This window comes from Pyrobaculum sp., from assembly GCF_049971835.1.
Taxonomy (GTDB): Archaea; Thermoproteota; Thermoprotei; order Thermoproteales; family Thermoproteaceae; genus Pyrobaculum.
In genome coordinates, this window is the sequence record NZ_JBMFKV010000011.1 from 1 (window position 1) to 22,335 (window position 22,335).

The following is a 22,335-nucleotide window of genomic DNA, read 5'->3' on the forward strand; positions in this document are numbered from 1 at the left end:
TTTCTAAATTCTCCAAGGGTTTTCGACGCCCTCGCCGCGTCTATGATCTCCCTGGCGAGGGCCTCGTCGCCTAGGTACCTAGGCCTTATCTCCCTCCCCCTCCTAACTACCCTCAGATAGTCTAGCGGAATCACGACACGCCTCTCTTACGCCTACGCGCCGTGTCCACCTCGCGGGTGCTCGCTGTGATTACCTCGTATATCTTCGCCTTGTGGGGCTTAAGCCTCAGGGCCCTGCCCATCCGCTGGATAAACTGCCTAGTGCTCGAAGTCCCCCCGAGGATGACGACCACGTCGACGTCGGGGACATCCACGCCCTCGTCCAGCACCTTCCCCGTCACCACGGCCTTCAACTCGCCTCTCCTAAACATAGCCATCACCTGCTCCCTCTCCTGCGGCGAGATGTCGTGAGTCACTAGGGGGATTAGGTAGCGCTCCGAAACAGCCCTCGCCAGGGAGGTGTACTCGGTAAATATGAGTATCTTCGAGCCGCGGTGCCTCGCCAGTATCTCGCCCACGGCATCCACCTTAGCCTCGGTCTCAAATAGGAGCTGCCTCATGCGGTGCCAGGCCTCCAGCGCCTCCCTAGCCCCGCGGTCACGGCCGGATAGGTAGATAAGCTTCTGGAAATCCGAAGGCGACTTGAACTTTAAACCCTTCTTCCTCAAGTAGCTTAGATATTTACCCTCCAGCTCTCTGTAGAGCCTCTTCTCATCCTCTTTTAGGCTTACCTTAACCACCTCGATGTCGTAGTCCGCGGTCCACACCCCCCTTATGTCCGAGGCGGATATGCGGTATACCACCGGCCCCACCAGCCAGTCCAGATCTACATGCAGGCCGTCGGCTCTCTCCGGCGTGGCGGTTAGGCCGAGGCGGTGCGGCGCCGGGCTCAGCTCCGCTATCTGTCTATAGGAGGGGGAGGGGAGGTGGTGCACCTCGTCGAAAATCAGCAGTTTGTACCTATTGCCGAGCGTCTCCACGGCGGCGTACGCAGAGTCGTATGTGATGACCGTTATGCAACTCTCCCTCTTCTCCTCGCCGTACCACACGCCGACGCGTCCCGGGAAGAACTGCCACAGCCTCCCCCGCCACTGCTCCACAAGCTCCACCGTGGGCACCACCACGAGGGCTGGCTCCCTCAGTTCGGCGATGGCGGCTATGGCCACGTGGGTCTTGCCGGCCCCAGTCGGCATCACCACGACGCCTCTCTTCGTCTTGAGCCAAGACTTCAAGGCCTCATGTTGGTAGGGCCTAAGCTTTATTTCGGACGCCGCCTTCACCTCGCTACAGTGGAGATTCCACACCCTGTCCTCGACGCTGAGGCCCATGGATTTTGCAGTGGCTATGACGCGGGTGTAGTACACGGCCAGGGCTCTGTACTTCCCAACCCTTCCATCGTATTTTAAAAAGGAGAGACACTTGAGTTCGTTGGGTAGGTGGCCGTCCAGCAGTATAGTGCCTCTATCCCAAGTGAGTACTAGTCCCACCTCACCTCGACGCCTACCCCCAGCTTCTTTGCCTTCTCTAGCACGTAGTTGGCGAACGCGACGTCGAAGAGCGGGTTTCCAACGGATTTGTATACCCGCACCTCGCCGAAGCTACACCTAGCTCCCTTTAAGTAGTCGCCGACGTAAACCCAGGTGGGTCCCACGTCATCTGTCTCCTCCGCCGCGTGGGGATTGTCCACGAGCATGCATCCGGCCATTTTCTTCACGTCTTCGTCTATCTCCCTCACGGGCCGCGGCGCGCCTATAGAAATAACCACAGCGCCTTTCCTAAGCTCGGCGCCTTTGACTATTGGAACCGTCGACGTGGTAGCCACTATCAACAAATCGCTCTTTAACACGTCAGACAGCGAAGTGGAAGTTGCGCCGTATCTCTTCCCCATCTCGGCGGCTTTTTCATGTGCGACGTCGAATATTTTAAACTGGGCCGCTGGGTACAGCGCCTTGAATATGCGTAGGTGGTACTCGCCCTGCGTACCCGCCCCCACAATGCCGACCGTGCTGGGCTCGGCGCCAAGGGCCCTGGCCGCTACGCCGCTGGCGGCGGCTGTCCTCCACCCCGTCAGCTGGGTCCCATTTATCAACGCCAGAGGGGCGCCGGACTCTGGGTCGAATACGGCAACCACAGCCTTAACTCTGGGGGTGGCCTTGGGATATATGCCGACGATCTTCACAGCTATCCCAGCGCCCGCCATGTATCCAACCATCGGGGCGAACCACGTGTCGCCTACAGTCAGCGCTTGCCTCGGCAGGAACTTCACCTCGGCGAAGTAGCCCGCCCTAATCGCCTCAACTGCCTCCCTAGGATCAACAAGGAAGTCGATATTTGGGAGAAGCAACACAGAAATGAAGGAGGTTCTCTTTTTAAATTTTGTTAAGTATATAAGCAAAGGATATAGAGGCGATGGCGAGGATCGCAAATACAATTAGGGGGTGATTAGCCAGCGGTAGCCATTCAAGATTCATGCCGTAGAAGCTAGTTATGACTAACGCGGGAAGGGCTACTGTGCCGAGCCAAGTCAGCTTCTTCATAGATTCGTTTAGCGAAAGCTGAACCACGGTGGCGTGGAGGAGTCTTATGTCTCTCGCATATCTCCTAAGCATAAGCGCCCTCCTCCTCAGATACCTCGAGTAGTTGGCTTGGCGGTGGGCGATTAAGCCTCTTCTATACAGCTCGTCTCCCAGCTGGTGGAGAAGGGCGGCGTAGTAGTAGAGGGCATGCGCCATGTAGGAGGCGGCGTACAGCTCGCCGGGTTTCACAGGCTCCTCCATCTCCAGCTTGTACTCAAGCCCGTCTAGTAGGGTCTCCGTCTGGCTCAGGGCGTGGGATAGGCTCTCCAGCGCCTTGTGGTACGCCTCTTGAAGGGAGGCGAGGGGGCCCTTGACCACCCTCCCCCCCTTATCCACTACAAACTCCATAGCCTCTTCAACCACCTCTCCCTCTTTAAGGGAGACTATGGGGATGTGCACCACCGTGTGCTCTCCCTCATCATATATATACGCCATGTATTGCAAAACCCCGTGAGTTATAAAGATGGGGGCGCCGTCTCGCCTCTGAAAATCGCCGGCCTTGTCTCGGCTCTTGTATTGATGATCGCGACGCCCAGGCCCTGGGGCTATGTGGTTGTGCTGTCTGCAACGATTATATACGGCAAGAGGCTGGTGCGTATAGAGCCGGCGCCTAGGTACGTCGTCGCGGCGGCCCTGGTGTACGGGACTACCTTCTTGCTGGACTTAGCCCTCGTCGGGCCTCCGAGCTATACACCTCCGTGGTGGGAGGCTGTCGTCCTGGCGCCGCTGGCAGAGGAGTTTGTTTTTAGAGCGCTACCGTTTACAACCCTACCTAGCCCCCTCTCGTGGATATTCGCCGTTGTGATCTTTGGAATGTTACACCCAGCGAACCCCCTCTTGGCGTCGCTATACGGGCTAGCCCTCTCCCTTATGTACCGGGGCGGCGGGTACGCGGCCTCGGTGGCCCTACACGCCTTTAACAACGCCCTGTGGATTCTCCTAGCTACACGTAGCTTCTAGAAAAGCCTCGTACATCTTCCTCAGCTGACTCGGCGCGTAGAACCCACGTACGTGGCTCCAGGGCAACGGCTCCACCCTCGGCTTGAATACGTAGTCCAGCTCGCCGGCGCGGAGCAACCTCCTCCAGTAAACTCTATGCGAGTTAGACAAGGCCGCCCCCTCTATGAGCCGAGCCGCCTCTCTACCGCCAAGCGCGATTGCCGCCTGCGCGACGGCCAGCAGAGGATCATAGTAGGAGAACTGGTCGTGGGGAGCCCTCCTCATCTCCTCAATAGCTCTCTTTAGATAGTCCAGAGAGGCCATTGGGTGGTACTGGAGGGGGGTCTGGGGCTTCGGGACGAGGGGGTTGACGCTGAGGTAGAGGGTGGCCCCAGTCTTCTTCACCTCCGCCACGAGCCTCCGGGCCGCCTCTATGTCGTCTTCTCTCTCGCAAGGCACGCCCACCATCATGTAGAGCTTTATCTTGAGGCCGAGCTCGGCGGCTTTTCTCGCCACTCTCAACACGTCTTCGTCGCCGATGTCTTTCCCCAGCGCCTTCCTAAGCCGCTCGCTTGTCTCCGGCGCGATGGTAACTGTCCTTTGGCCGACCTCGGCGATGAGCTCGAGAGACTCGTCGTCTAGAAGCTCAGCCCGGAGAGAGGGGAGTGAGAGGGGGATGCCCCTCTTCACCGCCTCGCGGAGCAGATCCTTGAAGTGCGTGTGGGCGTTTGCGGTTAGCGAAATCAGCGCCGGCCTCACGCCGTATTTTCCGTACAGCTCGGCGGCCTCCCTCAGCACTGCCTCCCAGTCCCTGGGCCTGTAGGGCTTTGAGATGTAGCTCTCCATACAGAACAGACATGAATACAGGCAACCACGGGCCAGCTCTACTGAGATGCTGAAGGCGGCCTCGGGCTCAGGTATGCGTCTGTAGTCAAGCCACGTCAAGTCGCCGGCGTGGCGTATCTCCACGGGGTACGCGCCTCTACGTGGGTAGTAGAGCCCCTCCACCTCCTCTCCAGTGGCCATGTATTCCACCAGCAACTCCCAGTTAGGCTCCAGCTCTCCCAGCACTACGGCATCGGCGAACTCCGCCATGGGCTCTGGATTTGCAGTAACCGGAGGGCCTCCCAAAACAAGCCTCGGCTTGCCGCGGAGAGACGCCCGCGTGGGTATGCCGGCTTTTAGAAACATCTTGACGATGTTGATATAGTCAAGCTCGTAGTGGACTGTGGCCACTACGTAGTCAAACTCCTTAAGCGGAGTGCCGTCCTCCACGCCCCTCGGCCCCCTGTCTGCAGTAAATCTCTCCACATAAAAACCCGCGTCTTGTAGCTTGAAGTACAGCATATGGAAGACGGCGGATGACATAGCCACGGCGTATGTGGATGGATACAGCAAAGCTACCTTCACCGCATTTTTCCTATATGCCACTCTCCGCATGTCAAAGACGCCACCTGGAGTATATATGACTAAAAATATATTAAGTAGTCCCCCCATCGGCGGCGTGAATGTCGTAGAAGCTCTACGTAGAGGTGAATATTTAGTTTATTTACTAATCCTCTTGTTGACGTCGTTTCTTTTAGCTTTATCTCTCTACATTGCGTTTAGCAGAGTTTATAACTTATTCCAAAATATTAGTAAACCGCCTGACCTTTTAGCAATTTCTATATACAACGTGTTATCAGACGTCTTTTTAGTTGTTGTATTTGTAGAATTAATAGATACATTCATTACTTATATCGAACAGAAACGTATTGTTGTGTATAAAATCATTGACGTGGCCCTCGTCGCATTGGCTAGAGAGTTATTTATTTACCTAGCGCCTGTGAATAAGGAATTTTCCATTGATAAAGCGGGGGCTCTGGTGGGCGCCACGTTTGTAGTGGGTATAGTCGACTATCTGCAGAGAAGAGCGTTGCCCGCTGAGAGGCGTAGAAGAGCTCGATAAGTCCCAGTGATCCAACGTTTAGAGGCAAAATTTTTAAAGCCCCCCTTCCGGGACCTCGTGTCTTCGGAGTCTTTCAGCATTGTTAATATAAGGGAGAATAAGCTACTCGGCAGGCGGGAGCTCTTGGTAGAGGCGGCTCACCTAAATGTGTCCACCCCTATGCGTCAAAGCGTGAGGGAGTGGGTGTCGAAGCAACTGGGGGTTGACGTCTCTAATGTTTTTGTTAGAAAAATTAAGACCCAGTACGGGGTGGGTAAGTCTGTGGCTGAGATCCACGTATACAACGACTCTAAGCTGGCAAGGGTTATTGAGCCGCTTTACATACTGGCTAGGAACCTCGGCGAGGAGGGCAAGAAGTTGGTGGAGGAGGCTCGGAAGAGGAGGAATGAGCGTAGGGAGAAGAAGAGGAAGAGGAGGAAGTAGCCATGTCTAAGAAGGCCCCGGCGAAGAGCGAGAAGAAGCTCCCCCGCGCCGCCACGTGGTACGAGCTCGATTTACAGAAGGGGGTGTTTAGATTTAAGAACAAGCTGTGCCCCAAGTGCGGCTCTGTTATGGCTTTCCACAAGGAGCCTGTGCCTAGGTGGCACTGCGGGAAGTGCGGCTACACCCAGTTCCAGAGGTAGGTGCTTGTACTCGGCGTCGAGTCCACGGCACACACCTTCAGCCTTGGGCTAGTTAAGGAGGGTAGGATTGTCGGCCAGGTTGGGAGGACCTACGTCCCTCCGCACGGCGCCGGCATACACCCAAGGGAGGCGGCGGAGCACCATTCGCGGGTTGCCCCCCAGCTCCTCAAGCAACTACTCGATACCTACGGCGTAAGGCTGTCGGATATTGGAGTTGTGGCCTACGCCGCTGGGCCTGGGCTGGGGCCCGCGTTGAGGATAGGCGCGGTGTTGGCGAGGGCTTTGGCGATAAAGCTGGGGGTGCCGATTGTCCCTGTTCACCACGGGGTTGCCCACATAGAGGTGGCTCGGTTTGCCACCTCCACCTGTGACCCGCTTGTGTTATTGATTTCTGGGGGGCACACGGTGATCGCAGGCTTCTCTGAGGGGCGTTACAGGGTGTTTGGGGAGACTCTTGACGTGGCGATTGGGAACGCTATTGACATGTTCGCGCGGGAGGTCGGCCTCGGGTTCCCCGGTGTCCCGGCTGTGGAGAAATGCGCCGAGGAGGCGGGGGGCGTGGTCCCCTTCCCGATGCCTATTGTGGGTCAGGACCTCTCCTACGCCGGGCTGACGACCTACGCCTTGAAGCTGGTTAAGGAGGGGGCGCCTCTGCCTGTGGTGTGTAAGTCGCTTGTGGAGGCGGCGTATTACATGCTGGCTGAAGTCACTGAGAGGGCGATTGCCTTTACCAAGAAGCGGCATTTGGTGGTGGCGGGGGGCGTGGCGCGGAGTAGGAGGTTGAGAGATGTGCTTTTCCACATTGGGAGGGATTACGGCGTCGATGTGAGAATCGTACCTGACGAATACGCCGGCGACAACGGGGCTATGATTGCTCTGACGGGCTACTATGCGTATAGAGGCGGCGTGTATACAACTCCGGAGCGGAGTTTTGTGAGGCAGAGGTGGCGGCTGGATGCGGTGGAGGTGCCTTGGTTCTACGACCTTTGTAGAGACGTCACAGATAAATAGGTGCCTTGACGGGGCTGGCATGAAGCTCTACGCGTCCGCCTTGGCGTTCCTGGTGGTCGGCTTGGCGCTTGTTGCCTTTGCTGTGGTAAACGCCGCAGTGCTTTACTTCGCCGGGGTGCCCAGGGCCACGCTGAACATCACAGCTCCCATTCTGGGCCAGACGATGACTGCTAAGATCTCCGGCGTGCCTGATCCGTACGTGGTGAGCGTAAATGTGGTTAGGGCTGTTTTGTTGCTGGCTATAGGGCTGATCGGCGCCAAGCTGATAGATACGGGGCTGGCGGAGCTGAGGGAGAGGAGGAGGGAGGAGGCGCTTAGGCGTTACTACGAGGAGTATGGCTACCAGTATCAACAATATTGACGAGTTGGTAAGAGCATATTTTAGACGGCTTGAGGAACTAGGCCTGGGGGAGTGGGTAGACAAGGTCTTTCCCACGTCCGAGACGTTTGCAAAAATTTCGGCGATGTCCGGCAGGTCGGCTGAGGAGGTGGTGGAGCAACTCGCCCGGGGGGTCGTCGATAAGATACAGGTCGGCGTCGCTGAGGAGGTCGTGGGCGCGCCGCGGGAGGTAGCTGTGTGGCTTCTGGCTAGGCGGTTGGCTATGTGGTATCTTCAGCTAGCCGTGGAGCTGGGCGTGGTGCGCGAGAGGTAGCTCCCAATCTCTCGGTAAGTCTCTAGTATTCTCCTGCCTAGCGCCATCTGCTCCTCCCAGTACCCCTCAACCTTCTTCCTCCACCTCTTTACAAATTCCTGGTAGAGTCTGTGAGGTGGGCGCGGTTCTTGTAGCCACAGAGGGGTTCCCGGTAGTGGTACGTAGTAGTGCACCCGTATCATCGCCCCTATGGCTATCAGCTTCTCCATCTCCCTGACGGTGGCAACAACGTCCTCCTCTTCTTCGCCGGGCAGACCAGCTATTACGTCTACGACCGGCGTGAAGCCGAAGGCACGCGCCGTTGCCACCGCCTCCTCCACCACAGACACGTCGTGTCCTCTTTTAGTAAGCCGCAACAGCCTCTCGGAGGCTGTCTGCAACCCAAAGGAGAGTCTCCTGTTGGCGAGGAGGCCCCTTAAGGCCGAAAGAACATCTCGTGTAACAGTCTCAGGCCTCGTCTCAGAGGGGAAGGTGCCGAGGTAGGGCAACCCCCCGGCCTCCCTCACTGTCTTCAGCAATGCGACGAGAGCATCGACGTTGGGTGTCTTTCCGTCGCTTGATTGGTAGAGGAAGCCGACCGGTGCTATAAACCTAATCTCTCTGCGCCCCACCCCGACGTACGTCTTGACCATCTGCGCCACGTTTTCCAGCGGCCTGTACCTAACGGGGCCGTGCATCCACGTCTGGCAGAAGGCGCATCTATACCCACAAGACCTTGCTATCTCAATCGGCGGGTATGCCCCCAGCGCTTTGCTGTACGTCCTATGGGTCAGCTCCACGAATACCCGCTTCCCCGCCCGAAGCACCCCGTCTTCCATCGTCAAGACGTTGGGCGGCGTCTCGTCGCTGTGCCCCTCCTCTCTCTCCAATATGGCGGGCAGGGCCGCCTCTCCGTCGCCCACCACTACGTACTTCACCCCAAGCCTTAGTAGGGTCAGCGGATCGCCCATGGCGTGGGGGCCTCCCGCAACCACCGGAAACCGCCTTGCCACCGACGCGATCTCCCGCCACACATCTACAAAGATGGGTGTTGATAGGCTGTAGAGCACCAACACCCTCTTCCCCTTGTTGCTCAGCGCTATGGCGTCTTCGTAGGGGTTCTTTGTCGTAACCACCTTGTACCGTTCCTCGACGGGGGCGAGGGCATAGGCCAGCCCGTTGTTGGGGCCGTCGAAAATCCTAGCTAGGATAATCACGTGGTTGGCACACTACTGAGATATATGCCTTACTCGCCGCCAGCTGGCGAGACATTGCTTTAATTAGTGGCTTTACGCCATCTTATGAAGTTGGCCTACGTAAGGGGACCCCCCATGGCTGTTTTTGCGGGTTCTTGGATGTGCTCCACATCTCCTATAGACGGCGTGCCCGTGGCTCTCGGGGAGCCCTTTGGAGACTGCGACCCAGGCGTGGCTAGGCTTATGTCTATTGCCACCACTGTGAGATTTGCGAAGCTAACTGGAGCCAGGGTGTACGTAAGTATGGAGCTGGGCGAGGATGGCGTAGATGCGGCGTATGCAGGCGGGGCAGACGGCGTGTTGGAGGAGTTGAGCTTCTCCCGAGATGAGTACAGAGAGGGAGCTAGGTTCGTAGTTCTCGAGGGGAGGAGTGTTGAGGATGTTGTCAATAAGGTGAGGGAGTTGGCGGAGCGCTATAAGAAGCCTTTCGACGTCTTGGTGGCGACTGAGTACGAGCGTGTGCGGATATTCGCCCCGTTTGTCGACGGGGTAGTGCTCACCGGAGGGTGGGTCGAGGTGGGGGTGGCCCCCATCGGCCACCTCCCAGAGGTGGGGAGGTGTATCCACTGCGGCGTGGATTATTTAATGTACAGCGGCTCGGCAAAGAGGTGTATATACTGTGGGAGGAGGCTGACCAGAGTTTTAAGCGCCGCCAGACCTCCTAGGTCAAGGGCAGTGTTCCGTTCTATATATAGGAAGTATATTGCCGTTACTAATCTTAGAATTAAGATTATATAGCTGAGTTTATGCAACTAATGCATGTCTCTCTTATATGTACATATTTTATTATTATAATGAGGGTCTATAGAGCTATATAGCTGGTTATACTTATATAACCTTAGTATACTCAATTCCATGCGGTTCATCAAGTGGCTTAGTGAACTTAGCAAGGGGGACATCGTCCTCGCCGGGGGTAAAGGGGCCAACCTCGGGGAGATTGCGCGGGTGGTGCAGGTTCCACCTGGCTTCGTCGTTACCACGGAGGCTTTTTCTTACTTTCTCCAGAGCACTGGCTTAAGGGATAAGATTAGGGAGGTATTAAGAGAGTATATCACAAAGGGGGAGCCTGAAGAATATGAAAAGGCAAGTTCCGTGATAAGGAGTTTAATTGATAGCGCGCCCCTTCCGCCCGAGCTGGAGGGAGAGTTGATAGAGGCCTATAGAAGGCTGGGGGAAATGGTCGGGTTGCCCGATGTGGCCGTGGCCGTGCGGAGCTCAGCGACTGCCGAAGATATACCAGAGGCGTCGTTTGCCGGGCAACAAGATACATACCTCAATGTAAGGGGGTCTGAAAACGTGATTACCTATGTGAAGAAGGTATGGGGTTCTTTATACACCGCCAGGGCTATTTACTACCGCGAGAGGATGGGGGTTCCCCACGAGAAGAGCCTCATGGCTGTGGTGGTACAGAAGTTAGTAAATGCCAGATCCGCGGGCGTGATATTTACCCTCGATCCCACCTCTGGCGATAAGTCAAAGATCGTAATTGAGGCGAGCTGGGGCCTGGGTGAGGGGGTAGTCAGAGGACTGGTTACTCCCGATGAGTACATAGTGGATAAGGCGACGCTGAAGATTATAGATAAGAGGATCTCCACGAAAAAGATAGCTGTTGTTAGAGACGATGCAGGTCTCGTAAAGGAGGTGGAGGTTCCGCATGAGGATGCGAATAAGCAAGCTCTCACAGATGAGGAGGTTGTGGAGCTTGCTAAGATGGCGCTGAAGCTTGAGCAACATTACGGCCATCCTGTAGATATCGAATTCGCGGTAGACGCCGATTTGAAGTTCCCCCGCAACCTCTTTATACTACAGGCAAGGCCTGAGACTGTGTGGAGCCGCAGGGCTGAGCAACCAGCCAAGGCGGAGGAGGCCGCGACGGGGACTGTGGTGGTTAGGGGTATACCCGCCAGCCCGGGCGTTGCGGTAGGCGCGGCGAAGGTTTGCCTAACTCTGGAAGACGCTAAGAGGAAGTTGAAGAAGGGCGACATCTTGGTGACTAAGATGACCGATCCCGACTGGGTGCCCTACATGCGCATAGCCTCGGCCATAGTTACGGACGAAGGCGGTAGGACGTCTCACGCGGCGATTGTAAGTAGGGAGCTGGGCATACCCGCCGTGGTGGGTACTGGAAACGCTACGTCTGTATTAAAAGACGACGTGGTGTATACAGTGGATGGAAGCAAGGGCGTGGTGATGCTAGGCGCCGTGGTGAAAAAAGAGGGAGCTAAGGCTGTAGAGGCCGCGGCGGCGCCGAGGGAGATAATTCTCCACATCTACCGCGCCGTGCCTACAGGCACCAAGGTGTATATGAACCTAGGCGAGCCTGACAAGATCGATGAATATAAGGATCTGCCCTTTGACGGGATCGGGCTGATGCGCATTGAGTTTGTAATATCGAGCTGGATTGGCCAGCACCCGCTGTATCTGCTGTCTATTGGGCAAGAGCAAAAGTTTGTAACTAAGATGGCGGAGGGTATTGCGAAAGTGGCCTCGGCGATTTATCCGAGGCCTGTGGTGGTGAGGTTTAGCGACTTTAAGACTAGTGAATACAGGGGGCTGGAGGGGGGCGAGAAGTTTGAGCCAGAGGAGCGCAACCCCATGTTGGGCTGGAGGGGGGTGTCGCGCTACATCTCGCCGCAGTACGAGAAGGCTTTCCGCCTAGAGCTCAGAGCTGTGAAGATGGCTAGGGAGGAGATGGGGCTAAACAACGTGTGGGTAATGGCGCCGTTTGTGAGGACTGTGTGGGAGGCGGAGAGGTTCGCTAAATTGCTGGAGGAGGAGGGCCTCTACCGCGACCGCGACTTTAAAGTATGGGCTATGTCGGAGGTGCCCTCAATCGCCTTAATGGTGGAGGAGTTCGCCGAATATTTCGACGGCTTCTCCATAGGGTCTAACGACTTGACGCAGCTCGTCCTCGGTGTCGACAGGGACAACAACTTTCTTGTGAGGATAAACCCCAAGTACTTCGACGAGAGGGAGGCGCCTGTGCTGAAGGCTATCTATGAAATTATTAGGAGGGCTCATAAGATGGGCCGCACCGTGTCTATATGCGGCCAGGGGCCCTCTGTCTACCCACAGCTTGTGGAGTTTCTCGTCCGCGCTGGTATCGACAGCATATCTGTTAACCCAGACGCGGTGTTGCAGACTAGGATCCACGTTGCGTCTGTGGAGTTGAAGGTGCTGAGGGAGAGGCTGGACGCAATCTACAGAGCCTTGTACAAGGTTGATGAGGGGGCTGAGTTTTACGAAATTTTAAAGAAGGTGTTTGGAGGGGTTAAGTACTGAATTTTATAAGGGCGTTGTTTTTATACATACATGGATCTCTTCGCGGTAGCGGCGGGCGTAGTCGGCGCCGTCGTTTCCTTCTCCCTGGTATACTACCTAATTAGGCGGTTTTTCTTCCGGGTGATGTACAGAGAGCAGATTTACATACTGGAGCTGGTGGCACTTCTCTTCTCCGTCTCCCTGTTTTTCGCCATTGTTTCTCCCCAGGCCCAGCTCCACCACCTCTTTTACCTAGTCTTCGCCATTTTCATCGTGTCAGTGGGGATAATGTTGCTCGGCACCTGGAGGATCCTCTCGGAGTACCTCACAGGGCTGTTTATCACACGCATCTTGGATCTGCATGTAGGTGACTACCTGGAGTTTGGCAACATGCGTGGCTACATCACTGCGCTGGAGGACGCATTTATAGTAATTAGAGATCCTAGAAGAGAATACGTCTACATTCCCTACACCTCTCTATTGCGGATACCCTTTAGGAGAGTTAAAACACCTGAAGGCCATGAGGTGAGAATAAGGCTCTTCGTGCCCCATGGACAAGACTTGAGAAGAGTTAAGGAGTTGGTGAACCAGGTGGCTAAGGATTACGGACTTGAGAGGCTCAGCGTCGACGTGGAGAAGATAGGTATGAGGGGAGTCGTCGTCGTCGTTAGAGGTGTTTTAAAGGATCCCCGTCAAGAAGACGAGTTGAGATATGCGCTTCTAGATAGGGTATACGCCGAAATCTCACGTGACCAACGTCTTACTCTGTGATTCTCTGCAACTCGGCGTGGTACCCCACCGCTATTAGGTAGTCGCCCTCTTGTATTTCCGCCTCTCTTGCTGTGATCAATTCGTCTCCTCTGATTACCGTGATTTTACTTCCCGTGTCGTCTTCTAAGTCGCCTATTGTTCGGCCGAGGATTTTTGAATCTGACGTTACCAACATCTCCAGCATAGAGATCTCTCCTCTGATGGGGATGAGTTTTGTAAACTTGAGATTTAGAATTCTCAATAGGCGGGAGAGGACGCAGTGGTGCGGAATAATGGTTAACACACCTGCCTCATCTGCTTGTTGGATAACTTGGTTTGACCTAGCCGTAATTATGACGATGGGGACTCCGTGAGATCTGGCTAGTTTTGCCAAGCTGAGGTTTAGCATATCATTTGGAGAGGCGAAGACAGCAATTTCTATATGTGAAAAGTCTAGTTCCTTCACTACCCGTTCATAATTTTCAAGAATTGTGTGGATGTAGACTGGTATCTTTTCAAATGTCTTGGCGCGTTCTCTCGTCGTCAGTATCCTCACCACGTATCCATTCTCCGTTAGGATTGTAGCGAGTTGGGCGGCGAGGTCGTCGTTGCTGTCAAGTACTAACGCTTCCCTTGCCACAACGTAGCATAGTTCGCGTATTTATAAATAAAACGCGCCTAAATCTTGTTAATTATATTGAAATGTATATGAGGATATTAAGAATATCTATATTATCTTTTATCTTTTTTGGATTCTATTAACTATATATTATTTGTCACTTTTTTTATAGGTTGAGGAAAATTTATATAGGTATTGCTCGGCGTGTCAAATGCGGAGGGCCACCCTAGCCGTGAGGGGGTATAAATACTCGGACCCCCACGGCGCGTTGCAACCTCCTATCTACGTAACTGCGCTTTTCAGAATGGAGGGGGAGGCTCTGAAGTCTGACCGTGGGTTCGATCTTAAGTACAGCCGCGAGGAGAATCCTACTCTTAGACCTCTTGAAGAGATAATTGCCAAACTTGAAAACGGTGTGGATTCTCTCGCATTTAACAGTGGCATGGCGGCGCTCTCCGCAGTATTTCTTTCCTTGCTATCTGCGGACGCCTCCATACTTACTACTATGGAGGCCTATGGAGCAACCCTAAGGCTTTTAGACGCTCTGGGGAAATACGGCGTGAAGCTTCGAAAAACCTATCCAGACACAGATGACTATATAGAGGCTTTAAAAGCTGTAAAGCCCACGCTGGTCTTTTTCGAAACTATTACAAACCCTCTACTAAAGGTGTTGGACGGGCCGGAGATCATAAAGGCGGCGAAGGATCTAGGCGCGGTAGTGGTGGTGGACAACACCTTCGCGACTCCGGTGCTCACAACCCCCATCTCATACGGCGCCGACATTGTGGTGCACTCCACTACTAAATACATCGGGGGACACAACGACGTGGTAGGCGGCGTTGCTGTAGTGTCGCGCCACGATTTGCTTGAAGAGTTGTGGATTTGGAGGGCGATGCTCGGAAGCATTATGCAACCGTTTGAGGCCTATTTAACTCTCAGGGGGGTTAAAACGCTGTTTGTGCGATTTGAGCGTCAGTGCAAAACGGCTATGGAGGTTGCCCAATTCCTAGAGGGACACGGCAAAGTGTCTGAGGTTATTTATCCGGGTCTCCCGAGCCACCCCCACCACTCCGTCGCGAAGAGGCTCTTCGGCGACAAGTTCGGCGCGGTGGTTTCCTTTAGGTTAAGAGGCGGGAGAGATGCGGTTGTTAAGTTTTTCAAAGCGCTTAGGTTAATAACGCCGGGGCCCAGCCTCGGCGGGGTTGAGAGCATAGCGACGTACCCCATAGCCAGCGCGGCCTCGCCCATCCCAGACGAGGAGAAGAAAATCCTTGGGATTACCGAGGATTTAATTAGGCTATCTATAGGTCTAGAAGAGCCCGAGGACTTAATCGAAGATCTCGACAGGGCTTTAAAAAATCTTTAACGTATGTAGAGTTTTCCCTCCAGAGTGGTCCCTACTGAGATTACCCCATTATTTTTTTCTATGGCTAAAACTCTGTCTTTTTCAACCGCCAGCCCACATGAGAGATATACATAGCGCCCGTCGCTCCATGTTGAGAACCTTCCGTAAACCACGAGTTGCGAACCTGGATTTTCCAGCGCTAGCCTCGCGGCGTGGCAGACGCTTGGCGTGGAGACGTGGCTCGTGGCGGTATAGAACAGCAGAAGCGCCGCTACGGCGAGTGCGGAGACTCCGGCGATCTGCACGACGTCCTCTATCATGGCTTAAATCTGCAGACGATTGACTGCACTCTGTACGAGAGGCCCGGAGGCGCCCGCTGCAGATCTCCGTTACATATGACTAAAGGCGCTATTCTGTATATCGCCGTGAGATCTCCTCTCTCTGCGTATCTATACGCCTCTGGCCAGTAGAGAAACACGGCTGAGAGATCAAGCCTCTTTACCTCGACAGGTTTCAAAGCCGATAGAATCACCACGGCGAGCCCCAGAATCACAGGTATTAGAGCCAAGTCCAGCCTCATGAACAAGGTAGAGGCTTAGGGAGAAAAACTTTGCATTTTAATAAGGTAGAGGCGTAAGGGGAGGAGGGGGGCGGGATAAAACCTTAGCACCTTATTACGTATAGCGTAGCCTTGAAGATATTTCCTCTGTAGGTGAAGATGGTGGTAATAGCCTCTGGCCTGAAGTCTGTGCCTGATTTACATGTGGGGAAGTAGTGAATAATTTCATTATCCTCTAGTGTGGGCAGTATGTAGGCGCAACGATCTACGACTACCGTGTTGTTTCTAGTGGTATATAAACGGCCGAGCAGTCCGTCGATAGGTGGACAGGAGTTTCCAAACGCCACCGCGTACAACGCAGGCGTGGCATTGCCGCTACCCCCGACGAGCACAGCGCCGCGCCTTGTGTAGGAGTATGCGACTTGGAAAACTTCAACGTTTACTGGATTGTCTATGTGAAAGTCTCTACCGGCGGCTATGGACTTAGCCAAGGCGTAGAGCTCTGGGTGTAGATTGTAGATAGCGCCTAGCGATGCCAACACTACAGCGGCGGTAGCTATGACAAAACCCGTTATTATTAAGAGTTTTGTCAGCGTGTTCATGGCCACCTAGAGGGCGTGCCGTAGGGCGCAAATCCCCCCTCGGCCCACCACTTAAACAGCAGAGCTGGCCTCGGCCGGTACACCACGGCCTCGCCGCCGTCTTTTATTACGTAGCTGAAGCGGATTATAGGTACAACCAGCGCAGGATCCCACGGCCATATGTAGGGGGCTTTTACAACAACTCGCGGCCCATATAACACCTCCACCAAGCTCCAAGATCCGCCTCTTAGGAGGTAAATGGCGTAGCCAACGACAGGCCCGTCTGCCGTAATTAACACATCTCCTGTCGTTGCGTTGAGTAGCTCAAACCTCGGCTCCACGAACACGTCTCTAAGCCTCACCCTTGCAAACATATCTACAGCGCCCCAGAAGTCCCCGGTCGCCGCGAGTTGCGAAACCGAGTCGCTGGCCTTTAGAAACGACTTGGCGTTGCTGACTGTAGTCACGACGCACTTCCTCTCGTACTGCCTACCCCCCTCGCCGAATGGCGTGAAACCGTGGTAGTAGGGCACGCCGTTTACGTACAAATACGCCGTGATCAGAGTCTGCCAGGTGTTGGTGCGATTCGGGGTCTCGGTTCTGCCCTCTATCCTCAACGAGGCGGACTGCGGCGGCAGGACGAAGAAGGCGAAGTGGGTGGCGCCGCGGGAGTCGACGAGCTTCAGTTGCACGGGTCCCACCCAGTCTGTCGGCGCCGCGTAGTAGCCGACTTTGCCCAATGCCAGCGACTGGCATGCGTCAAGAGCCGTGTAGTCCCTATACCAGCCGTACCCCACGTAGACCGCATCGAGGGGCCTCCACTTCCTCTTGGGGATTTGGACGAGGAGATCCCAATTCGCCTTTTTAGCCCCCATGGCGCTGTCCACTAAGATACCCTTCTCTACGTATATCTTCAGGTCTGTCTCGGTCTCGTTGCCGATGTAGACAATCAAGAAGGCGTAGCCCGCCCCCGGCAGTGCGGCGTCCGCCGTCGGGCCCGGCGCAGGTCCCCACAGCCGCACGTTGAGGTTCGACGCAGTGCAGACCGCCCCGTCGCAGGCGGTGGCCGGGACTATGAAGACGTACCACGGGCTCGTCGAGTTGGACGCCATCGACGGCACGCCCAGAGGCAGGGCGTCGGTCCAGCCCGCGGGATGCTCCCACCCGCCCCCGTACTTCTCAAATGCATAGTTGTAGAACTTCCAGCTGACTCCTGAGGCCGTCTGCTGGTACAACAGTCCGCCGTCGGGATCTGTAGTGTTTTTGTACTGCGAAACTCCGTACACCTCGCTTAGGAGGGAGACGGAGTGGGGGCCGGGCACAGGGCATGGACTCCCGATGTCGAAGTCTCCGGTGCTCGGGTTGAAGGCCCAGCACTGGAGGTTGTAGTAGTGGTGGAAGAGTATGTAGGGGTCTCCCACCGCCGCAGACATGAAGTCGAAGAACGCTTCGCGACCCCTAATGAGGGTGTCGCTGGACACCATCCAGTCCACCAGCTTCAGTTTGCCTATGGAGAGCTGAACGCCGCCCTGGGGGCCGACCTTGGCGTAGCCTACCCACGTCCCGTTTACTTTAGTAAATACGTGTTGCGAATACACGCAGTGGAATAACGTGTTTTCCTGCTCGCACGGATTGGGAGGCGAGAACCATGCCGTCTGCAACGTGCTGTGGCTACCGTCTATTCCGAAGCTCACGCTCGTAAACCTAGGCCCCCTTATCCAGCCAGCTGTAGCAAGACCGTCGCTTTCATAGGCGAGCTTCCCCTCGGCGCCAGCCTCCTCGTATACTCTCGACAAGAGGTTGCCCGCGCCGTCCACGGCCCTCAGCCTCGTGACGCCGCTCCCTATCCAAGTGCTTTTGCTACCCGTCCTCATAAGCCAGGTAACCGCAACGGAGAGCCCGTAGGCGCTACCCAGCGGCGCGTCGAGCTCCATATCGCGAGAGGCGAAGAAGGAATCAGCCACGTTTACGATGAGGTAGGGGGTCAGGCTCACGCCGGTTCTCTGGGCTATGCTCGCCAATGTGTCTTTCCAGACCCACCTGTCTCCCACCCACGTCGAGTTGCCCACCATGTCAATCAGAAAGCAACCCGGAGCACCAGGACATGCATCTCTCAATTCACTTGTCATTACGACTCTGGAGACGTAGAGCGGGACAGGCTTCGGAGTATACAGGCTCAGAGTCCCCCAGCTCACTGGAGATACGAAGCCGGCTATTGCTATCTTCGAATCGAAGGGCTTGTTGCTAACATCGTTTAACCTCGTTAAGACCGGATCTGCATCTGTGGACACGCCGATTCTCGGGTACAGTTCGTTGTCGTGCCAGTCGGTGTAGTACCAGGGGTTAGGCACGGTGGCGTTGGCCCCTCCGTACCTTACCACGGATCCCGGGCTGTATCCGTCTACCTTAAGCGCCTTCCAGAGGGTGGGGGCGGAGCCGGTCTTCACCACGTTTTTGCTCGGCTCGTATCTGTTACACGACGGCCATGTGTTCGCGGTGGGCAAATCGGCGCAGTACCCCCTCACCTCCACCGGACCCACATTCGGCACCCACTCGTACTGGGGGAGATTCGGCAGTTTATTAGCTCTAAACGTCGTCTGGGAGCTGTAGGAGGCGCGATCACGCGGCACGGTGAAGGTTATAGTCTGGAATGTGCGGCCGGGCTCTCCGATCTTTACGTAGAAGACGCTGTGCTCAACCCAACAGCTACCAAGGTAGCAGAGCTTCGCTTTGCAGTAGTATTTGTCGAAGGTCCACAACTGGTCGGGGTTGTAGTACTCCACAGTTACGGAAAACGACAAGTCCCTATCCCATAGAGCACTACTGGCCACTCCCCAAACCGCCGCTTTGGAGGCGTTAACAGCCCTGACACCCCAGACAGTGACTGTCGGCGAATCGCCTGAATAGCTAACACCGATAGAAGCCCCCGGACGTAGAATGGTCGCAGTTGACATGTCGAAGGAGGCTGTCACGTCGTAGGGCGAGGCCAGCGAGGCGTCTGCGTACTTAGTACAGTTTACGTTCTCGACCACGATGGTGTTCTGCGCCTGCGCCAGGTAAGCCACAAGTAAGGCCATGACCAGCAGTCCGAGTGCGCTCCTCATGGCGGCTCCCTTTGAGGCTTTGGAAAAAACTTTCTTATTGCAGGCCAGTGAGGAGTTGGCGTATCGTCTCTTCTCTCCACACCCTGCCGCGGTATGGAGAGGTAGGAGGTAAGGTTCTTACAACCGAGGAAGACGGTAGTGGGGTAGTCCACTACGACGACGCCGACGGCGCTCCTTGTGGTCAACACGTAAAGCCTAGAGTAGGTGCCGTTGGTGACGTAGGCCCACTCAGTTTTGTCAAGCGCAAACAGCCATGAGTTGGCTACATTGACGGTATTCCACCTATCGACGGCGGATAGAATCGGTCTGCTCTGCCGGTACGTCTGGTAGAGGTAGTCGGTCCAGTTCCACGCCAATGGCGCCACGGCGTACACCTCAAACCACGGCGCCGGGTTGAGGGGGTATTTCACATCTATTTCGTAGAGCACGCCGGGCTCCCCGTAGGCCTTGGCCGCGTAGAGGGTGCACCTCGTGACGTTGAACACGGCAGTGTATATGTAGTATCTGGCCTCCCCCTGCAGTTTATATGCCACCGGCACCCCCACGGTGAAGACCTCCCCCTTGGTTGTCGTCAGGTTCACCAAGACGTAGTACGAAACTTCCGCGTTTCTCTTGTACACATTGAGAGAGTCTGTGAAGAAGTAGTCCATGGCACCCCTCTTCGCCGCGTAGAGATCGTCTGCGACATCCAGCGACTTCATCTGTGTGGTGTGGAGCGCAGTATACAGGACAACTGCGGCCACGAGGGCTAGGGCGATGAGACCGTAGGCCGTCGACCACATAGCTAGCCCTCTCTACACACCCTTTCGTATTTTACCGTAAACCTCGCGTTCATGGCGCCGTCGACTACGGACTTGAAATAGATGTCGGCGGTATTACCGCTCCACGTAAGGCTGACCGAGCCGCAGTACCCGCTAGGCTTCACCACGGTCCCGTTCAGGCTCACCTCGTTGTAGCACCACCCTCTTATCCTCTCTAGATGCCACCTTCCGTCGTACCACAGCCTCCACACCTCGTCGTAGTACAGAGCAAAGCCGTCGGGCGGATCACAACGCTGGCAGTCCTCCCAGGCGAGCAGGTAGTCTAGGAGCGCTCCCTTGTCCTCTACGTCGAAGTACAAAACTGGGTTGACGTATATCCTCGCCCTTGTCGAGCCCGCGCTCCAGTAGGCGGTGAGGTTGAACACCTTCAGCGCCGTGGGTCTGTAGTCGTCCGGATCGCTCCCTTGCAGGAGGATGTAATTGGAGCCGGAGATCGCGGCCTTTGTCTCAACGATAACGGTTTTGTGGACGCTCATAGGCGGCAGGCTGGAGTTGCCGGGGAAAACAGCCTCTACGTAGTACCCGCCCTCGGGCGGCGGCTTGATACCTATACAGATCCAGAACCACGTGTTCGCAGTTTTGATGACCAAGAAGGAACCCCAAATCGAGGCGGTGACGGGCAGGGCGATTTGACCCCAGCCGTCAGAGGCGCTCACGAAGACGCAACCGGTCTGGCAGAAGGCGCTCGTGTCCAGCTCCAGCCTCGGCTTGGCTGCGATAAATTGCCCAAGTCTTGGAGGCGTGCCGTCGCAGGATACGTAGACGACGCCGTTGACTACCCACAAGTACATCACGCCTCCGCAGGTGGCGTTTTGACCCGGAGCCAGGGGGTAGCCTCCGTAGTACGCCCAGCCGTACCTCGCCAGTTGTCTCCCTGCTGACTCCACGGCGGCGTACGAGTCGTACTGCCTGACCACGTAAGGCCCCACGAGCTTAAAAGCGCAGTCGGAGCACGCGGGCACCTCTGAGGGGCCCTCCCTAACGGGGTACAGACTCGTTATTATCGCGACGGCCGCGGCCACCAGCCCGGCGAACATCACAATATCTCTAAGCGTTGTCAGCCCCCTCATGGACATCTGTACTGCACCACTAGCCACCTCCCCCTGGAGACGACGTTCACCGGCACGCACCGGGGGTCCACTCTGGCGTCGAAAGGCGGCGGGCACCAGAACCCCGTATAGGGATCGCCGATTCTCACGGGCTTTCTGCCGTAGAGCTCGCATCTATACCCGCCGGGATAAACGTAGAACTTGGCGGCGAGCGCGCCGGGAAAGCCAACGCCTTGGCGAAACTGCTCGGCGTCGGGGCCTACGTATTCCATCAGGTAATACCTCGTGTTGTTGTATCTGTCAGTCACGGCGTATACATACACCTCTCTAGTGGGGACGTTGTCCCCGGGCTCGGCCGGCACCTCGACGTACGCGGACGGGAGGTATGGTCCCACCACCAGCGCCGCAAATAAGAATAAAGCCGCCAGCCCCGCGACAAAAACCGACGCCGATATGAAATCCTCCATGGAGGGGGAAGGTGGGGGTCGTGGAAAAACCTTATTATTCAGACTGCCGCTTCCTGATGTATACGAAGGCGCCAGCGATGCCAGCCAAGGCGATGAACAGTATGGGTATCAGCCATCCCCCGCCGCCCTCCTCCCTGGCGGCGTTGAGTTGCGACTGGAGTTGCGCCAGCTGGGACTGAAGCTGATGTACCTGTACAGCGTGTGTTCTGTTCAGCTCCTCTATCCTCTTCAGAAGCGCGTTGTTTCTGGCCAGCGCTTCGTCCAGCCTCCTCTTCAAGTCTTCAATCTCGTTGTTCTGAGCTTGGATTTTTGCGTTTAGCGTAGCTATCACCTGCTCTCTCTTTCTGAGAAGCTCCTCAAGCCTCGCCTTTTCGTCACTTAACATCCTTACTCTCTCAGATAATTGCCGCACGAGACCCCCCAGCGCAGTGCTGTTGGCGAGGGCTCTGCCGAGTTCGGCTCTTATCTCGTCGAGCGTCTTAGCCAGCCGGTCGTACTCCACATAGAGCGACGTGTTGCCATGAGGCACCTCAACCACCGACTTGGTACTTACGTGGAGGTACCAGCCAGCTGGCGCTACACCGCTGAAGTTGCCCACTGGCGTCGTAAAGTTGCCCGTGGCGTTTATAAAATCCACGGCGCCCACATACGCGGCGAACCTAAGGGGAAGCCACTTCAGCCATAGCCACATCCGTCCATCATACGAACAGTATATGTTTGACCTCACCAATACGCCGCCCTCTATTGGGGTTATGTTCAGCGGCTCGATAGACACATACCTGCAGACCTGAGATA

General features: G+C 55.7%; 25 protein-coding genes. 11 read left to right on the top strand and 14 right to left on the bottom strand.

Annotation, left to right across the window (positions count from 1 at the left end; genetic code table 11):
• Positions 1-130: 130 nt before the first annotated feature.
• The 3 genes from ACP5J3_RS01915 to ACP5J3_RS01925 are packed head-to-tail and all read right to left on the bottom strand — an operon-like array spanning position 131 to position 3,010.
• Positions 131-1,486 (bottom strand): DEAD/DEAH box helicase family protein, encoded by a 1,356-nt coding sequence (locus ACP5J3_RS01915; protein ID WP_428494112.1) that lies wholly within the window; start codon positions 1,484-1,486, stop codon positions 131-133.
• Positions 1,477-2,346, bottom strand: coding sequence for an ornithine cyclodeaminase family protein (locus tag ACP5J3_RS01920; protein WP_428494113.1), 870 nt, complete (start codon positions 2,344-2,346; stop codon positions 1,477-1,479). The genes ACP5J3_RS01915 and ACP5J3_RS01920 overlap by 10 nt, the downstream gene beginning before the upstream one ends.
• Before the next feature lie 22 nt (positions 2,347-2,368).
• A complete protein-coding gene (locus ACP5J3_RS01925) occupies positions 2,369-3,010 on the bottom strand; it encodes a CorA family divalent cation transporter (protein WP_428494114.1) in 642 nt (213 codons plus the stop codon).
• Between the two features lie 15 nt (positions 3,011-3,025).
• Between ACP5J3_RS01925 and ACP5J3_RS01930 the strand changes: the two genes are divergently transcribed.
• The gene (locus ACP5J3_RS01930) at positions 3,026-3,535 is read left to right on the top strand and encodes a lysostaphin resistance A-like protein (RefSeq protein WP_428494115.1); all 510 of its coding nucleotides are present in this window, start codon (positions 3,026-3,028) and stop codon (positions 3,533-3,535) included.
• Here the strand turns inward: ACP5J3_RS01930 and ACP5J3_RS01935 are convergent.
• On the bottom strand, positions 3,515-4,954 hold the full coding sequence (locus ACP5J3_RS01935) for a B12-binding domain-containing radical SAM protein (protein ID WP_428494116.1): 1,440 nt from the start codon (positions 4,952-4,954) through the stop codon (positions 3,515-3,517). The two genes, ACP5J3_RS01930 and ACP5J3_RS01935, sit on opposite strands and share 21 nt — an antisense overlap.
• Before the next feature lie 64 nt (positions 4,955-5,018).
• On the opposite strand from ACP5J3_RS01935, the gene ACP5J3_RS01940 reads away from it, so the two are divergent.
• Genes ACP5J3_RS01940 through ACP5J3_RS01965 form a run of 6 tightly spaced genes read left to right on the top strand, consistent with a single transcriptional unit; the run spans position 5,019 to position 7,749 of the window.
• Complete coding sequence (locus tag ACP5J3_RS01940; RefSeq protein ID WP_428494117.1) at positions 5,019-5,462, top strand: phosphate-starvation-inducible PsiE family protein; 444 nt, start codon at positions 5,019-5,021, stop codon at positions 5,460-5,462.
• A gap of 57 nt (positions 5,463-5,519) precedes the next feature.
• Positions 5,520-5,885: a 30S ribosomal protein S24e gene (locus ACP5J3_RS01945; protein ID WP_428494118.1), complete on the top strand. Its 366-nt coding sequence runs from the start codon at positions 5,520-5,522 to the stop codon at positions 5,883-5,885.
• A gap of 2 nt (positions 5,886-5,887) precedes the next feature.
• The gene (locus ACP5J3_RS01950; RefSeq protein ID WP_014288436.1) at positions 5,888-6,085 is read left to right on the top strand and encodes a 30S ribosomal protein S27ae; all 198 of its coding nucleotides are present in this window, start codon (positions 5,888-5,890) and stop codon (positions 6,083-6,085) included.
• Positions 6,086-7,096: a KEOPS complex N(6)-L-threonylcarbamoyladenine synthase Kae1 gene (gene kae1, locus ACP5J3_RS01955; RefSeq protein WP_428494119.1), complete on the top strand. Its 1,011-nt coding sequence runs from the start codon at positions 6,086-6,088 to the stop codon at positions 7,094-7,096.
• A gap of 19 nt (positions 7,097-7,115) precedes the next feature.
• Complete coding sequence (locus ACP5J3_RS01960) at positions 7,116-7,457, top strand: hypothetical protein (protein ID WP_428494120.1); 342 nt, start codon at positions 7,116-7,118, stop codon at positions 7,455-7,457.
• Positions 7,432-7,749, top strand: a complete 318-nt coding sequence (locus ACP5J3_RS01965; RefSeq protein ID WP_014288439.1) for a hypothetical protein — start codon at positions 7,432-7,434, stop codon at positions 7,747-7,749. Before ACP5J3_RS01960 ends, ACP5J3_RS01965 begins: the two co-directional genes overlap by 26 nt.
• On the opposite strand, the gene ACP5J3_RS01970 is transcribed toward ACP5J3_RS01965, so the two are convergent.
• Complete coding sequence (locus ACP5J3_RS01970) at positions 7,710-8,945, bottom strand: TIGR04013 family B12-binding domain/radical SAM domain-containing protein (protein ID WP_428494121.1); 1,236 nt, start codon at positions 8,943-8,945, stop codon at positions 7,710-7,712. The genes ACP5J3_RS01965 and ACP5J3_RS01970 overlap by 40 nt on opposite strands.
• An 84-nt stretch (positions 8,946-9,029) precedes the next feature.
• Between ACP5J3_RS01970 and ACP5J3_RS01975 the strand changes: the two genes are divergently transcribed.
• From ACP5J3_RS01975 to ACP5J3_RS01985, 3 genes are all read left to right on the top strand, one after another.
• Positions 9,030-9,722 carry a hypothetical protein gene (locus ACP5J3_RS01975; protein ID WP_428494122.1) on the top strand — a complete coding sequence of 231 codons (693 nt, stop codon included), beginning with the start codon at positions 9,030-9,032 and terminating at the stop codon, positions 9,720-9,722.
• A gap of 117 nt (positions 9,723-9,839) precedes the next feature.
• Positions 9,840-12,266, top strand: a complete 2,427-nt coding sequence (gene ppsA / locus ACP5J3_RS01980; protein WP_428494123.1) for a phosphoenolpyruvate synthase — start codon at positions 9,840-9,842, stop codon at positions 12,264-12,266.
• Positions 12,267-12,296: 30 nt separating this feature from the next.
• Entirely contained in the window at positions 12,297-13,016 is a 720-nt protein-coding gene (locus ACP5J3_RS01985; RefSeq protein ID WP_428494124.1) for a mechanosensitive ion channel domain-containing protein, read from the top strand.
• Here ACP5J3_RS01985 and ACP5J3_RS01990 read toward each other — a convergent pair.
• Positions 13,006-13,635 carry a TrkA C-terminal domain-containing protein gene (locus ACP5J3_RS01990; RefSeq protein WP_428494125.1) on the bottom strand — a complete coding sequence of 210 codons (630 nt, stop codon included), beginning with the start codon at positions 13,633-13,635 and terminating at the stop codon, positions 13,006-13,008. The genes ACP5J3_RS01985 and ACP5J3_RS01990 overlap by 11 nt on opposite strands.
• A gap of 190 nt (positions 13,636-13,825) precedes the next feature.
• Here ACP5J3_RS01990 and ACP5J3_RS01995 point away from each other — a divergent pair, with 190 nt between their 5' ends.
• The gene (locus ACP5J3_RS01995; RefSeq protein ID WP_428494126.1) at positions 13,826-14,980 is read left to right on the top strand and encodes a cystathionine gamma-synthase family protein; all 1,155 of its coding nucleotides are present in this window, start codon (positions 13,826-13,828) and stop codon (positions 14,978-14,980) included.
• On the opposite strand, the gene ACP5J3_RS02000 is transcribed toward ACP5J3_RS01995, so the two are convergent.
• The 8 genes from ACP5J3_RS02000 to ACP5J3_RS02035 all read right to left on the bottom strand — a co-directional run.
• The gene (locus tag ACP5J3_RS02000) at positions 14,977-15,279 is read right to left on the bottom strand and encodes a hypothetical protein (RefSeq protein WP_428494127.1); all 303 of its coding nucleotides are present in this window, start codon (positions 15,277-15,279) and stop codon (positions 14,977-14,979) included. The two genes, ACP5J3_RS01995 and ACP5J3_RS02000, sit on opposite strands and share 4 nt — an antisense overlap.
• Entirely contained in the window at positions 15,276-15,539 is a 264-nt protein-coding gene (locus tag ACP5J3_RS02005; protein ID WP_428494128.1) for a hypothetical protein, read from the bottom strand. Before ACP5J3_RS02005 ends, ACP5J3_RS02000 begins: the two co-directional genes overlap by 4 nt.
• Before the next feature lie 83 nt (positions 15,540-15,622).
• A complete protein-coding gene (locus ACP5J3_RS02010) occupies positions 15,623-16,120 on the bottom strand; it encodes a hypothetical protein (protein WP_428494129.1) in 498 nt (165 codons plus the stop codon).
• Positions 16,117-19,203: a hypothetical protein gene (locus ACP5J3_RS02015; RefSeq protein WP_428494130.1), complete on the bottom strand. Its 3,087-nt coding sequence runs from the start codon at positions 19,201-19,203 to the stop codon at positions 16,117-16,119. Before ACP5J3_RS02015 ends, ACP5J3_RS02010 begins: the two co-directional genes overlap by 4 nt.
• Positions 19,200-19,985: a hypothetical protein gene (locus ACP5J3_RS02020; RefSeq protein ID WP_428494131.1), complete on the bottom strand. Its 786-nt coding sequence runs from the start codon at positions 19,983-19,985 to the stop codon at positions 19,200-19,202. The genes ACP5J3_RS02015 and ACP5J3_RS02020 overlap by 4 nt, the downstream gene beginning before the upstream one ends.
• A 2-nt stretch (positions 19,986-19,987) precedes the next feature.
• On the bottom strand, positions 19,988-21,094 hold the full coding sequence (locus ACP5J3_RS02025) for a hypothetical protein (protein WP_428494132.1): 1,107 nt from the start codon (positions 21,092-21,094) through the stop codon (positions 19,988-19,990).
• Complete coding sequence (locus ACP5J3_RS02030) at positions 21,091-21,540, bottom strand: hypothetical protein (RefSeq protein WP_428494133.1); 450 nt, start codon at positions 21,538-21,540, stop codon at positions 21,091-21,093. Before ACP5J3_RS02030 ends, ACP5J3_RS02025 begins: the two co-directional genes overlap by 4 nt.
• 34 nt (positions 21,541-21,574) lie before the next feature.
• A partial coding sequence (locus tag ACP5J3_RS02035; protein WP_428494134.1) for a hypothetical protein occupies positions 21,575-22,335 on the bottom strand: 761 nt, incomplete at its 5' end.